The 14,425-nt window shown below is 47.4% G+C and carries 10 protein-coding genes; 1 reads left to right on the top strand and 9 read right to left on the bottom strand.

Translation table 11 applies throughout. The features are described from left to right. Nucleotides 1-241 precede the first annotated feature (241 nt). From MO387_RS19385 to MO387_RS19355, 7 genes are all read right to left on the bottom strand, one after another. Complete coding sequence (locus MO387_RS19385) at nt 242-862, bottom strand: thiol:disulfide interchange protein DsbA/DsbL (protein WP_199908730.1); 621 nt, start codon at nt 860-862, stop codon at nt 242-244. Between the two features lie 122 nt (nt 863-984). Further along, nucleotides 985-1,848, bottom strand: a complete 864-nt coding sequence (locus tag MO387_RS19380; RefSeq protein ID WP_107948074.1) for an NAD(P)-binding domain-containing protein — start codon at nt 1,846-1,848, stop codon at nt 985-987. A gap of 56 nt (nt 1,849-1,904) precedes the next feature. Then, nucleotides 1,905-3,110 (bottom strand): HD-GYP domain-containing protein, encoded by a 1,206-nt coding sequence (locus tag MO387_RS19375; RefSeq protein ID WP_107948077.1) that lies wholly within the window; start codon nt 3,108-3,110, stop codon nt 1,905-1,907. A 225-nt stretch (nt 3,111-3,335) separates the two neighbouring features. Further along, entirely contained in the window at nt 3,336-3,833 is a 498-nt protein-coding gene (locus tag MO387_RS19370; protein WP_012587386.1) for a DUF2919 domain-containing protein, read from the bottom strand. 227 nt (nt 3,834-4,060) lie between these two features. Beyond that, the gene (ligA, locus tag MO387_RS19365; protein ID WP_107948079.1) at nt 4,061-6,118 is read right to left on the bottom strand and encodes an NAD-dependent DNA ligase LigA; all 2,058 of its coding nucleotides are present in this window, start codon (nt 6,116-6,118) and stop codon (nt 4,061-4,063) included. Between the two features lie 101 nt (nt 6,119-6,219). Beyond that, nucleotides 6,220-7,278: a cell division protein ZipA gene (zipA, locus tag MO387_RS19360; RefSeq protein WP_107948081.1), complete on the bottom strand. Its 1,059-nt coding sequence runs from the start codon at nt 7,276-7,278 to the stop codon at nt 6,220-6,222. A 23-nt stretch (nt 7,279-7,301) separates the two neighbouring features. Beyond that, on the bottom strand, nt 7,302-10,718 hold the full coding sequence (locus MO387_RS19355; protein WP_107950244.1) for a chromosome segregation protein SMC: 3,417 nt from the start codon (nt 10,716-10,718) through the stop codon (nt 7,302-7,304). Between the two features lie 221 nt (nt 10,719-10,939). On the opposite strand from MO387_RS19355, the gene cysZ reads away from it, so the two are divergent. Further along, nucleotides 10,940-11,719 (top strand): sulfate transporter CysZ, encoded by a 780-nt coding sequence (gene cysZ / locus MO387_RS19350; protein WP_006082150.1) that lies wholly within the window; start codon nt 10,940-10,942, stop codon nt 11,717-11,719. A gap of 128 nt (nt 11,720-11,847) precedes the next feature. Here the strand turns inward: cysZ and MO387_RS19345 are convergent, their stop codons facing one another. Both MO387_RS19345 and MO387_RS19340 read right to left on the bottom strand, forming a co-directional pair. After that, on the bottom strand, nt 11,848-12,969 hold the full coding sequence (locus MO387_RS19345; protein ID WP_012089534.1) for a beta-ketoacyl-ACP synthase III: 1,122 nt from the start codon (nt 12,967-12,969) through the stop codon (nt 11,848-11,850). Then, entirely contained in the window at nt 12,966-14,204 is a 1,239-nt protein-coding gene (locus MO387_RS19340; RefSeq protein WP_242326463.1) for an RDD family protein, read from the bottom strand. Before MO387_RS19340 ends, MO387_RS19345 begins: the two co-directional genes overlap by 4 nt. Nucleotides 14,205-14,425: the final 221 nt, after the last annotated feature.

Genomic DNA, 14,425 nt, shown 5'->3' with positions numbered 1-14,425 from the left:
GGTAATATGAGTGCGGGCGAGTGCTTCTGAGAGTTGCATAAAAAAATCCGATGACATGAGGTCATCGGATTTTGATCTTTTCAGCGAGATCGTCAAGCGATCTGTCTTAACTGATCGGCATTAAGCCTAGACTGGGTTATTAACGCTAGATTAGCCAATAGCGGGATAAGTTTCCCAATGCAGCTCGCAAGGCGCTTATTCGATAGCCGCGATGAGTCTAGTCTCCATTTATTAAACGCGGTTACTTCGCGGCTAAAAACTTAACTAATGCCGCCAACTCTTCTGGCGTGTGCGCGGTCGACGTCAGCATATAGCGGCCATTCACCAGTAATGAGGGTACGCCCTTGATCCCTGCAAGCTCAGCTTGAGAGTCATAATTCATTAGGGTGAATTTGGCATCGACGGAATTCATTGCGGTATCAACATCATCCACTTTAGCGCCTTGGGCGACAAAGAAGGCTTTAACCTGTTCAGGTGCTGTAAATTGCTCACCTTTCTCATGGATTTGCTTGAAAATAGCGCCATGGGTTTGCTTAGTCATCTTTAATTTTTGCGCCACATAGTAGGCAAGCTGACTCAGTTCCCAAGCAGGACGGCCGGCGCCCACAGGGGTGCGCTCAAAAGCCACATCTTTGCCGAGCAGTTGCACTGTCAGGTCCATAAGTGGTTCTTGCTTATAGCAATGTGGGCAGTTATAGGAGAAAAACTCTCGCAGCACTGGCTTTTGCGCTTCGGTAATCCCCGCCACAGTGACGTAATCTTTGCCTTCTTCGAAACTTGCGGCCTGCAGTGCAAAGCTGGCACTCAGCATTAATCCGCACGCCAATGCGGCTATAGGTCGAACTCGATTAAACACGCTCATTATATTGTCTCTTTTTATTCGTCATTGATTTAAATAAGGATGACACATTCGCTCAAGCAAAACTTGGAAGCCAAAGATAACCTAAAAGCTCGGCTTTTACCTTTAACAATAATTAACCTTTCTCAACATGCCGCTAGCATATCCAGCGGAGAAGCATACTGATATCGAAAGCCTAAATCTGTGACAATGGCGTCAGCTTGGATGACTTTACTCGGCATGGATTGTTGATTAAATTCGGGCGCGACTAAACCTAGGGACTCGGCAGCAGCCTGATAAAACTCAGCTTTGGTAGGATGCATTGGCGCGCAGAGGTTATAAATCGGAGCCACAGCTAGCCCTATGCCCGTTGCCGCGAGTATCCGACTTACCGCACTAACACAATCACTTAAGTGAACTAAATTCACTGCTACATTGGCGCCACTGACATCAGTTTTCCCTGCAAGGAAACGTCCAGGATGACGTTTGGGACCTACGAGCCCCGCAAAGCGGACAATACAGGCATGGGGCAAGGCTTGAAATAAAGCTTCTGCATCTAATAGCACTTGGCTGTCGCTAGATTCTGCCAAGGCATCGGCTTCGGTCATCACTTTATCTTTGGCCGGATACACGCCCGTAGTGCTGATAAACACAATCTGCTGATATTGCCAGCCTTGGGTTAATGCGATGAGTTGTTGCAGTTCTTCAAGATACGCGGCGTTACCGCGCTTTAATCGGGGAGGAATATTGACCACTAGATAATCGGTTTGAAATAAACCGCTTAACGCCTGAGCATCGGGGGCAGAGGGTGCTTCGCTGCCCAATTGCAGCGGATAGGCATCAATCCCGACCTCAGTTAATGCCGATAATTCGTCGGCGCTGCGCTTACAGCCTGTGACTCTATAGCCCTCATGGACAAGCTGCTTTGCTAAAGCAAAACCAAACCATCCACAACCGACCAAGGCAACACTGGATTTTACTGCGCCATTTTCTGCTTTTACATTCGCCATATTAGCCCTAAGGGAATCATATCAGCGGATAGAATACGGAACTTAGCGCATAAGATTCAAGTTTGTAGCGAACTAAAATAGAAACTAACCCCTTTATCGACTTGCAAGGTACGAATAGCGCCCTCGGACAATTCTTCCGCTTTGATGGCTTTTTGCACTGTCACGCCTTCATCACTTAAGAAACGCAGCGATGCGTCACTCCCGTCCACTTTGCAAGCCCACACTTGGGGCTGACTCACTTCTTTGGTGGTCATGATCACTTTCGCAATACTGTCATCGGAGAGCTTTACTATCGTTCCCGGTGGGTAGATGCCGAGAATTTTAACTAACACAGAAATCAGTGATTCTGAATGTTTACTCGCACGGTTTTTAAACAAATAACCTAGTGCCACTTGAGGAGATGTCACTTGCTGACCACTGAGCTGCTGATCGTAATCATTTGCTAAACTCACGATCTGCGTAATAATTGGGATCTTATGCCCCGTCAATCCATCAGGAAACCCTGAACCATCAACAAACTCATGGTGGTGTAAAATGATATTTAACACCTCTTTAGGGAATAATCCCGACCGATTCAGCATGTCAAAACCAAAATTAGGATGCATTTGCAAATAGCTGGCTTCGTGTGTCGTCAGCGCGCCACGCTTTCGGCGGATGACATCGGGCACTTTAAGCTTACCAATATCATGCAGCAAACTGCCAAGAGCGATATCACGCAACTCTCTTGGGGTTAAATCCAGTGCATGACCTATCATCATTGCCAACACAGCCACAGAGACGCCATGTTGGGTCACACTCACATCTTTCTCATCCATCCCAACCAAAGTAAGGAACGGTGTTTCAACTTCCTGCAAATGGCTTAGCAAGTCTTCGACCAGTGCCGCCGATAATCGATAGGCGCCTTCAGGATCGCTGACTATTTTACCAAACACATTACGGGAGTTATTCACATTCATAAGAAAACGCTTCTGACTCAAACGCATTGCCTTACGGGTATCGGCCTTGAGATCCCGTTCGGGTTCGACTGCTATCTCGTCTTCAATGTCATCGTCTTCTTCAACAATATCCAGTTCGGCATTCGATTCCGATAACAAAAACACATAGGGGACGCCTAGGCCACGGATCATTTCGATTTGAGCGGCACTGCTGATATCAACGCGGTTAAATAAAAAGGGGTGATTCGTCCATGACAAGGGCAACTTGACTCTCATGCCAAGTTGAATTTCTGATAGTGATAATTTTTTTTGAGGTACTTTTGCCACGCAGTATGACTCCTTTCAAATGTGATGCAGGACATAAACAGATGACCTCATCTGCGTATCCAACAGGGCACATTCAAGCTAAGTACATATAACTATAGATGATTCAAAGCGTTCGATGCAGAGTACAAATGAAAAATCCTTATCAAACTGAGGCATAAGACACATTAATTTGTGCCCTGCGCCTCAGAGTTAAATAAAGAGACTAAATAACAATAGGATAGGATCTTAAGGCTGAAGCTCTTTTTGTTCTATTTTTGGCTCTTCTTTTGGCCAGTCACGGAGATAATAACTGAGTCGCTTCGATTTAATGAGATAAATGCCCGACCAGAACAAGACTAACGCGTCTAAAGCGAGGCTCCAATGGAACAAGAACTGACCATGGATCAGCCGCTGCCCCAGCAAGACACCATCAATCATCAGCAGCAACCACAGGCCCCATTTTAAATGCACAAAAATAGGTCTTAACCATTGAGGCGAACGGCGACGTTCTGCAATCACCACAAGATAAATCAAAACCGCGCCAAGTCCCGCCCCAAGTGCTAGCAAAAAATCCGACTTTTCAGGGTAAAAAATCCGCACTAACTCTGAACGGTCACCCATCTGGGTCAGCGAGGCGATAAAAATGCACCAACCGCGCGCAAGATAAGCCAAGAGTGCGTATAAAAAGATCGGCGGTTTAATATGGCCTTTATCATCAAGCCAAGTGATGTGACTGAAATTCAAATAGGTTTCCAATTAGCAAAAACTAAAACAGCATATTAAGGAGATGGTGCCAATCGCGGCTAATTCAATAGCCAAAGCAGACTATCTTTCCCCCATTTCTTTTTACGCGTGCAAATAAAAATAACGCCATAGGTAAGGCGCTATTTAATACTTACGATTCAGTGGTTTTTAAACTGTAGATGCAAAACATCAGACCAAAGCCAGCGGCCTATTTCAGCCCACAGCAATCAAGCGTTCGCAGCGAGCAGTGCCAATAACTCGTCCTCATCCATCACCTTAACGCCAAGCTCCTGCGCTTTAGCGAGTTTGGAACCTGCTGCCTCACCCGCCACTAAGCAATCAGTATTTTTTGAGACACTACCAGCCACTTTCGCGCCCAGCGCCTGCAACTGCGCCTTAGCATCATTACGATTGAGCTGATTTAACGTCCCAGTCAATACCCAAGTTTGGCCTTTAAGCGGCTGCGCCTCTGCACTTGGCGCTTCAATGGCGGGCCAATGCACACCAGCAGCGATTAAGGCATCGATAACCTCAAGGTTATGGGGCTGAGCAAAAAAGTGCGCCACATGCTGGGCCACCACAGTGCCAACATCTTCCACTTCGGTTAACTGCTCCACAGTGGCCACCCGCAGCGCATCTAAACTGCCGAAGTGCGCCGCAAGGTTTGCCGCTGTCGCCTCGCCCACTTCGCGAATACCCAAAGCATATAAGAAACGCGCAAGTGTTGTAGTTTTGGCAGCTTCAATCGCCGCCGCTAAATTGGTTGCCGACTTCATCCCCATGCGGTCGAGCATAGTCATCATAGAGGCGGTGAGCTTAAATAGATCCGCAGGACTTTGGACGAGTTCTTTATCAATCAATTGCTCGACGACTTTGTCGCCCATGCCATCGATATCTAAAGCCTTGCGGGATGCAAAATGCTTAATCGCTTCTTTACGCTGCGCTTCACAGAATAAACCACCGCTACAACGCGCCACTGCCTCACCTTCGAGACGCTCGACTAAACTGCCACACACAGGACAATTGTGTGGGAATACAATATCAGTCGCTGTTTCAGGGCGTCTTTCGGGCACTATGGCAACAATTTGTGGGATCACATCGCCAGCGCGGCGGATGATCACAGTGTCACCGACTTTAATGCCTAAACGGGCAATTTCATCGGCATTGTGCAGCGTCGCATTCGATACCGTCACGCCGCCAACAAATACTGGCTTTAAGCGCGCCACTGGCGTCACCGCACCTGTGCGGCCCACTTGGAAATCGACGCCTTCAAGTAGAGTCATTTCTTCCTGTGCGGGGAATTTATAGGCAATCGCCCAGCGGGGAGATTTAGCCACAAAACCTAAACGTTGCTGCTGGGCAATATCGTTAACTTTCATCACGACGCCATCGATTTCAAAGGCTAAATCGCCGCGACGAGTGAGAATGTCTTTATAGTAGTCATAGACTTGGCTTAATTCTGCGCAGACTTTGATTTCGCTACTAACGGGTAAACCCCACGACTTAAGCTGCTGTAACTGCTCGAAATGGGTTTTAGCTAACGGATGAGAATCCGGCTCAACAACCCCTAACGCATAGGCATAAAAAGCCAATGAACGGGCAGCGGTAATTTTACTGTCGAGTTGTCGTAAACTGCCAGCGGCGGCGTTACGGGGATTAACAAAGAGTTTTTCATCCTTAGCGCGCGCCCTGTCATTCAAAGCCTCAAAGGCCGCTTTTGGCATAAAGGCTTCACCGCGCACTTCGACGAGTTCAGGGAAATCATTACCGCGTAATTTAAGCGGTATCGATCGGATCGTCTTGACGTTTTCAGTGATGTCTTCACCGACAGAACCATCGCCGCGGGTCGCGGCGCGCTCAAGTACGCCATTTCTATACAAGATACTCACGGCAAGGCCATCGAGTTTAGGCTCGCAGCAAAAACTCACCTCACCCACTTTATCGGTGACACGTTTGTGGAAAGCACTGAAATCCGCTTCATCGAAGGCGTTATCTAAGCTCAACATAGGTTTAAGGTGAGTGATTTGATCAAATTTGGCGAGCGCCAATCCGCCCACCCTTTGAGTCGGTGAATCAGCCACAATCAAATGGGGATATAACGCCTCAAGCTTGAGTAAACGCTGCATCAACCTGTCGTACTCGGAATCGGTAATGCTCGGCGCATCATCCACATAGTAACGAATGTTGTGCTCGTTCAGTGATTGGCTGAGCGCCTGCATCACCTGCGATGCGTTTTCAGGGGTAACGTCTTCTGACACTAGTGTATCGAGTTGAATGTCTTGCATATTCTTTATCCAGAATGCTTTAGATCACAAAAGTAGATCATAAAAAATGAGGCCGCAATCGCGGCCTCATCAATGTATTAACCGCCAAATTGCGGCGTCGGCTAAGCGTTAGCGCGAATACGGTGTAAATAATCTTGCTTAGTAAACTCGCCCCAAGGCAAACGTTGACCGTCGAGCACCACGGCATCGATCTCCTCAGCGAGTTGGCGCGCAGAGTTAAGCATAATCGAGAAGTTCATTAAAGCATCGCCGTAGCAAGGTAACGTCATGAAAAATACCACACCTTGAGTACTGAACTGCTCCATGTTGTCCGGATCAAACACGCCAGGTTTTAGCATGTTAGCAATAGAGAACAAGACTTTACCATTGCCCGCGTTATCCACATGGCGATGGAAAATGTTCATATCGCCATATTTAAAATTCAAAGTTAAGAAACAAGGTAGCAGTTCAGCGCCGTTCAGCTGTTGGCCATCTTTTGCGACCACATGTAAAACCAGCACGTCGCGTGGCTCACCTAATTCATCTTCAGCGGCTTGTTCGACAAGCGTTTCTTGTTGATGATCTGTTTTATATTCATTCTCTTCAAACAAAGCAGTTTGCTGCGGCGCGGCACGTAGCGCCTGTTCTTGCTCAGCGGCTTTTTGCGCCACAATAGCAGCATGGGATTGACCCATTTGTGGCACTTGCGTGCCCAAGACGGGCTCTTGGCGCGAAACTTTAGGACCGCGGTGTTGCTCTTTTGCAACTGGTGGCCGCAAGCTAAAATCAGGCTGAGCTGGAATAGGTTCGTGTTTCGTTTCTACCTTCAGCCCTGATTTAAGTTCTGCTTTAAATTCTGGCGATGTCAATTCTTGCGGCTTAGTCTCTAGCTTCACTTCCTGTTTCAAATAAGGATTGACCGCGGGAGTCTCGTTATTAGGCGTCATTTCGCCAGCTTTACGCACTCGCACAGCACCAATACCGTCGGCATCAAATCCTTCGGCATCAATTCGCTTAGGGCTCGGCTCACCTTTCTCGGCCTGTTTCTTATAAAAATTGCCCATTGGACTATCTTTCAATGACTTAGGTTGTTGTCTTCTGATAGACCAAAATCCATGCACCAGCACAGCAACTATGGCTATGGCGCCTAAAACAAACAATACTAGTTGCAAATCTTCCATTGGTTACCCTGTCTTTGTTCTAGTTATCCAGCGTCAGCCATCGCCACCGCTTGCTCTATGTCTACCGCGACTATACGAGACACACCGGGCTCGTGCATAGTCACGCCTATAAGTTGATCAGCCATTTCCATGGTTATTTTGTTATGGCTGATATAAATAAACTGTACGCTCTGTGACATTTCTTTCAGTAATCGACAGAAACGTTCTACGTTGGCATCGTCTAATGGCGCATCCACTTCATCTAACATACAGAAGGGAGCAGGATTCAGCCTAAAAATTGCGAATACCAATGATAAAGCGGTTAAAGCTTTTTCACCACCCGAAAGAAGATGGATTGTGCTGTTCTTCTTACCTGGCGGCTGCGCCATGATAGTGACGCCAGTTTCCAGTAAATCATCATCCGTTAACGCTAAGTAAGCTCGACCACCACCAAACACCTTAGGAAATAAGCGTCCGAGATCTTCATTGACTGAGTCAAATGTCGTCTTAAAGCGGCTTCGGGTTTCTTTGTCTATCTTACGGATCGCTTCCTCTAAGGTCGCCAGTCCCTTATTTAAATCATCATCTTGATGATCAAGATAGGATTTTCGCTCACTTTGCTGTTCAAATTCTTCGATGGCAGCAAGGTTAATGGCGCCTAAGCGAACAATTTTCTGCCGTATTTGATCTAAATCACTTTGCCACTTGTCAGGCATGCCCTCTGCGGGCAAGTTGCCGAGGATTTCAGACAGAACAATTTGCTGTTCCTGTAAGGCTTCCAGCTGACTATTGGCTTGGCCTTTTATTCCTTCACGACGTAACTTTAACGTGCTCAGGCTTTGAGTCAAGCCCTCAAGCTTACCAAGCTCTTGTTTTTGCTTTATTCCTATACTGTTTAATGCCTCTGTGAGCCCACTTTGCTGCTGACGGACGTTTTTTAAGCCCTGTTGTTGCTCATGTTGTTGCTGTAATAGCTGCGTTAACTGTTCAGTCAGCTGCACACTATTTTTTACGCCACTTAATTGGGCGACTTTGGCAAGTTCGGCTAACACAGACTCACGGGTGTGGATAAGTTCATTGACACGTACTTGCTGTAATTCAATTTGTTCAGTACTGACAGCCATACGCATAGTTACAGCTTGTAAGGCCGAAGTCGTGGTCGATAACTGACGTTCAACCTCAGTAATACGCGCTTTCAATGCTTGATGGCGCACGCTATCGGCCTGCGTGTCTTGCGTGAGTTGTCGCTGAATATCTAGACTCGCCTGCAACGCATCATCAAGCTCTGTTTCTTGCTCACCCAATAACTCGAGTTGCTCGCTCAAGCGTTCAAGGTCAAGCAAGCTCGCGCTTAATGCCGCTTCAAGTTTGCTCTGCTGCTCAGCGCGCGCCTTTACTTGCTCAGTTAAGCCACTGAGCTGCATCGACTTCGTCGCTTTATCCAACTGTAATTGATGCAATTTTTGCGCGCCAGCAGTCAATTGTTGTCTTTGCTGCTGCAAGGTAGCCGCAAGTTCAGTCATCTTATCTTGCTGTAGGTGCAAGGATTGCTGTAAATCGAGGATGTTTTGCGCTAACTGGGCTTGCTCTTTACTGAGCTGTACCAGTGACTGAGCGCCCTCTGTCTTAGTGATTAAAAAACCTTGACCGAGGAGATATCCGTCGGCGGTGACAATCCGCTCATCACTCTTTAACTGTGGCAGTAGTTGTTTTGCCGCGTGAATATCTTTTGCCCACTTAAGCCCCGCTAACCAAGGGGTAAGATTCACCTCAGCCTGTAAATACTCACTCTGGATAGATTGCGACGCTAACGCTTGAAACCCCATTTCGGTTTCAGTGACGCCAACGGGCAAGGTCAACAAACCATTTAGGGCGAGTTCAGCCGCAGTTTCCCAACCATTTTCAACGGTTAAACTCTGCCATAACTGCGGTTTATCACTTTGCTGTTCCTGCTTGGTCAACCACTGTTCGACCAGCTCATGGCGCGCTTTAGTCGCGGTTAATTGCTGCTGAATGTGCTCGGCGCTATGGCGGGCGTCATCTAAAACTTGCGTGCTTTCACTAACAAGTTGTTCTTGCTGATGATTAATCTCAGCTTGTTGTCTGATTGCAGATTCAAGAGACGCAATTTCTTGTTGCAGTGGCGTGATGTTTGAGGCGAGATCGCTGTCCACTAAAGCGATGAGCTGCGCTTGCTGCTCACTGCTTTGCTGCTGTTTATGCTGCAATAATTGCTGTTGATGTGCTAACTGACTGCGGCGCAGTTCAAGCTGTAACTTATGCTGCGAAACATCCACGGCCTGTTGGCGCGCCACTTCAGCCTGTTGCTGACTGCGCTCTATGCTCATTTCCCATTGGGATTGCAGCTCATCCATGATTTCTTGCTGTTCATCATGCTGCGGCCCAAGCTTAGCAAGCTCAAGTTCTAACGCGCTAAGACTCGCTTTATAGCCGTTGAGCTTATCGGTGTTTTGCAGGATCTGCTCTTTCACTTGTGCCAACTGGGTTTCAAGCTGGGCATCACGCTGCTTTTGATTCTGTAACTGTTGCTCTAACTTAGCGATGTCGGTGCCCGTCAGATAATAGGCTTCGACCGCGCGTTGTTCTTGCTCCGCTAATTGGGCGAGTTGCACTTGCAGTTCAGTGGTTTGTAATTCATCGGTTTGCGCCAGCGACTGCGCCGCCGCTTGCTGCACTTCGATGGCGCGGATTTGCTCAGACAGACTCGCCATCTGATCTTGCAACTCTTGATAGCGCATCACGAGGAGTTCAGCATGGGTCTTGCGCTCGGCCTGTTTTAGCTCACGATATTGCTTCGCGGCCTTGGCCTGCTGCGCCAGTTTATCTAACTGTTTGCCGAGTTCACTGCGAATATCGCCTAAACGCTCGAGGTTTTCGCGGGTATGGCGGATACGATTTTCGGTTTCGCGGCGGCGTTCTTTATAGCGAGAAATCCCTGCGGCTTCTTCAATAAAAGTGCGCAAGTCTTGGGGTTTAGATTCGATAAGGCGAGAAATCGTGCCCTGCTCAATAATGGCGTAGCTGCGCGGACCAAGACCTGTGCCCATAAACAAATCGGTAATGTCTTTACGGCGACACTTTTGGCCATTGAGAAAATACCAAGACTCACCGTCTCGGCTCACCTGACGCTTAACGGCGATTTCTTCGTAACTGGCATACTGACCCGCGAGTCGACCATCTTTATTTTCAAAAATAAGTTCAACACCCGCCACAGACACAGGTTTTCGTGCGCTTGAGCCGTTAAAGATCACGTCGGCCATCGAATCACCGCGCAGGTGTTTCGCCGAACTTTCACCCAACACCCAACGCACGGCATCGATCACATTCGATTTACCGCAGCCATTTGGGCCAATAATGGCGGTTAATGCCTGTAAAAAAGGAATTTTAGTGGGATCGACAAACGACTTAAAGCCGGCAAGTTTTATCTGTTTTAATCTCATGGTGCCAGTTAGCGCGTCTCTGAAGTCTGGCCCGAAAATGAGCCCAGTGGTGCAAATGCATTCTGCTGGCAACTTTAACAAAGCAGGCAGCATTTTGTAACGCTTTTTATTGAATTCATGCGGCTTTTAGCTTGTCATCTGCCCATGAGTTGATCACAATCGCAGTTATCTTTATATCAGGCTGTCTCTCAAGCTGTAGCCCAACTTTTTGGAAAGACGATATGACACAGAAGAAAACCTTGCCCTTCCCAGCCAAAAGCGGCGTTAATTATTTTCTCGATGGCTTTGGTTTAATTACACGTAAAGGCCTGCGCACTTTCGTATTTATTCCCTTGATGATCAACCTGCTGCTGTTTGCGGGCGTCATTTATGTAGCAATAGGCCAGTTGGACGCCATGTTCACTTGGATGAATGCCCAGTTGCCTGACTACTTAAGCTGGTTAAACTTTTTACTTTGGCCACTCGCCGTCACCACTATGCTGGTGATGCTCGCCTTTGTATTTAGTTCGGTGATGAACTGGCTCGCCGCCCCCTTTAATGGTCTGTTGGCTGAAAAAGTCGAGCAGCTGTTAACTGGCAAGCCGCTGAATACCGGTACTGGCATCGATTTAATCAAAGACTTACCGCGTATCCTTGGGCGTGAGTGGATCAAGCTCAAGTACTATCTGCCCCGCGCATTGGTGTTTTTATTGCTGTTTTTAGTGCCTATGGTGGGCCAAACGTTGGCGCCAATATTATGGTTCCTGTTCAGCGCTTGGATGATGGCAATTCAGTACTGCGATTACCCCTTCGATAATCACAAGGTCAGTTTTAAGGATATGCGCTTTGCCTTGAATCAAACCCGTGGCACGAGTTTTAGCTTTGGCGCTACTGTGACGCTGTTTTCGATGATCCCCATCGTCAACTTTATCGTGATGCCTGTGGCGATTTGTGGCGCAACGGCGATGTGGGTCGACAAGTATCGTGAAGCCTACCGCAATCATGCAATCGCACCAGAATAATTAAAGATAACAATACTTGTCTAAAATGATGTGGGTTTGATATCGATTCCTGCAACATAAAAACAGCCTCAATTGAGGCTGTTTTTATTGATAAAGATCGCAGAACAATCTGCGCTACTAGGTTCAGCTTAGCACTTCTGCAAAATCACACTGCCGATGGAATATCCCGCGCCAAAAGAACTTAACAAGCCTAAATCACCCGCTTTAAAGTCGCTGGAATACTTGTGAAATGCAATAACAGAGCCCGCGGATGCGGTATTGGCGTACTCGTCTAACACGACGGGCGCTTGTTCCGCTGATACATCATCCCCCAACAGCTTTCTCACCACGAACTGATTCATGTTGATGTTCGCTTGATGCAACCACAAACGCTTGAAAGACTGCGGCGTTAACGCTTGTTCGGCCAGATGTTCATCCAAATGTTGGTAAATCATCGGCAGCAGCTCTTTAAACACTTTGCGCCCTTGTTGGTGGAACAGTTTATCGGCCTGATGGGCAGCACTGGGATCGCAGCGATTCAAGAAACCAAAATTACTGCGAATATTATTCGAATAATCAGTAAAACAGCGGCTTGAGAGGATTTTAAACACATTGTCAGATTGAGCTAGGCTTTGCTCTTCCAGTACCAGTGCGGTCGCGACATCACCAAAGATAAAATGGCTGTCACGGTCGCGATAATTCACTTGCGCCGAACAAATCTCAGGGTTGATGACTAACACTCTTGAAGCTGAGCCCGTCGCAATCGCATTAGCAGCGGCAACAATTGCAAAGGTTGCCGATGAACACGCCACTTGCATGTCGTAACCATAACCGCGCGTTCCGAGCGCACGTTGAATTTCAATCGCCATCGCAGGATAGGCACGCTGAGTATAAGCACAAGCGACAATCACCAGATCAATCTGCTCAGCTTTGAGATTGGCATTGTTAAGTGCCATCAATGCGGCTTCAACCCCAATTTCAGCCTGCATAGATAACTCGTCGCTACTGCGCTCTGGAATTAACGGCATCATGACTTCGGGATCGAGAATGCCCTCTTTCACCATCACATATCTGTGCTTGATGCCTGAGGCCTTTTCAATAAATTCGCTTGAGGAATAGGACAAAGCCGCGACATGGCCTTGCTCGATTAAGCCTGCATTTTCAAGATTATAAATATCCACATAGGCATTGAAGCTCTCAACTAAGGCTTCATTAGAAATACTGTGGGGCGGCGTAAATAAGCCACTCCCCGAAATCACGACCTGTTTCATAGGTGCTCCGAACGGGTGCTTGTTGTAAGGTGAGCAGAGGCGGCATCATCACTCGTAAGCGCGGGCGCTAACTCACTTTGCCCCTGTACTTGCTGCTCTAATCGTTGCTTTTTATGCATTTGTGCTAAGTCTATCACGACTGTTGAAGATATTTTATCTTGGATCCCCTGCCGATTGGCATCCCAAAATATTTGCATAAAGCCAAGTAAGCCTGTGGTGAAGCCTGCGGCGTAACCACCGTAACGGCCAAACGCGGCCCATAAACTGATTTTAGCGCCATCGAGCTGGATCACCCGAATGCCAAGCATCTTCTTCCCTAAAGTTTGACCATCAAACCGCGCGGTAAAAACGGTAAAGTAAAATGCCGCCCAACCAAAGCCCAGCCCCATATCACTCATAAAACCTTTAACCCAAGCGATAACACTGTTGGTGGTGGATTCATCGTCATCATCGACGCTTTTCACTCTTGTGCTTGACGAAGGTACTGTTTTGGTTGTGTCTGTCGTTTCGGTTACTTTTGCAGCATTTGCCGCAACACCTTGCGCGGGATCAGTTGGTTCACTGGTTTGAATCGACTTAAGCGGCTCAGACTGAGTATCAAGCGTTGGCGACTCGACTTGGGGCGCGATAACCGGCCACAAGGTGCCATCAAGCACTTCCATCTGGAGCTTTTCACTGTCTGCGGCAGACAAACTACTGTTGGCTATGGCGCTAAGGACTATCTCCCGTCGCTCAGTCTCTGTCATGCCCTTTGATGCTGAAGCATTTTCTATCACCTCGCGCAGGGATTGAACTTGAGTTTGACCACAAGCGTAATTATCACAAAGGCTCAACGAAATGATGGCCGGAAGCGAGGTAAGAATTTGTTTACCCAATGCAGACCCCTCAACTGCCTGCTCATTATCGGTATTGCTTGAACCATTAACATTAAGCAGGTTATCGGCGGTCGTGAGCAACATAAAAGCTAACATTGCGGCATAAAGTCCCCATTTGAGTAAACGACCCAATTTATGACTGCGTTTCTCAATATAAATGATACCGACCACCAGCAATACAAACATCCAATCCATCTGCTCCGCTAACACTGTGATCAGTAAACCATCAATCAACATGGCTAAAGCGCGTTTTAGCGGCGCCGCCAATGGCGTATAAAGCACAGTGTCTGCAATGGTAAAAGCATGGGGAGTCACCATAGTTTTTGGGTCTTTGCCCAAATCCGTTTGCTGTTGTTTCATGTTTGCGTCTTGTCCGATACGAGTGATAGGCTTGTTTTACGATTGACACATCAAGAAGTTATCCTTGCGAATGCAACAATCTTTTTTATGTTAGCAAGAGGTTAACACAGTTAAACTGGCTGCCAATCAGGGTTTGCGAATAACAGCACATCCTTTAATAACCAAATCGAATAAAGAAGAACAAACAATCACTTCTAAAAGCGCCACAGCAGATTATGATT

The sequence above is a fragment of the Shewanella sp. N2AIL genome (assembly GCF_022690845.1).
GTDB classification, from domain to species: domain Bacteria; phylum Pseudomonadota; class Gammaproteobacteria; order Enterobacterales; family Shewanellaceae; genus Shewanella; species Shewanella baltica.
This window is presented reverse-complemented; position numbering and strand designations above follow the sequence as displayed.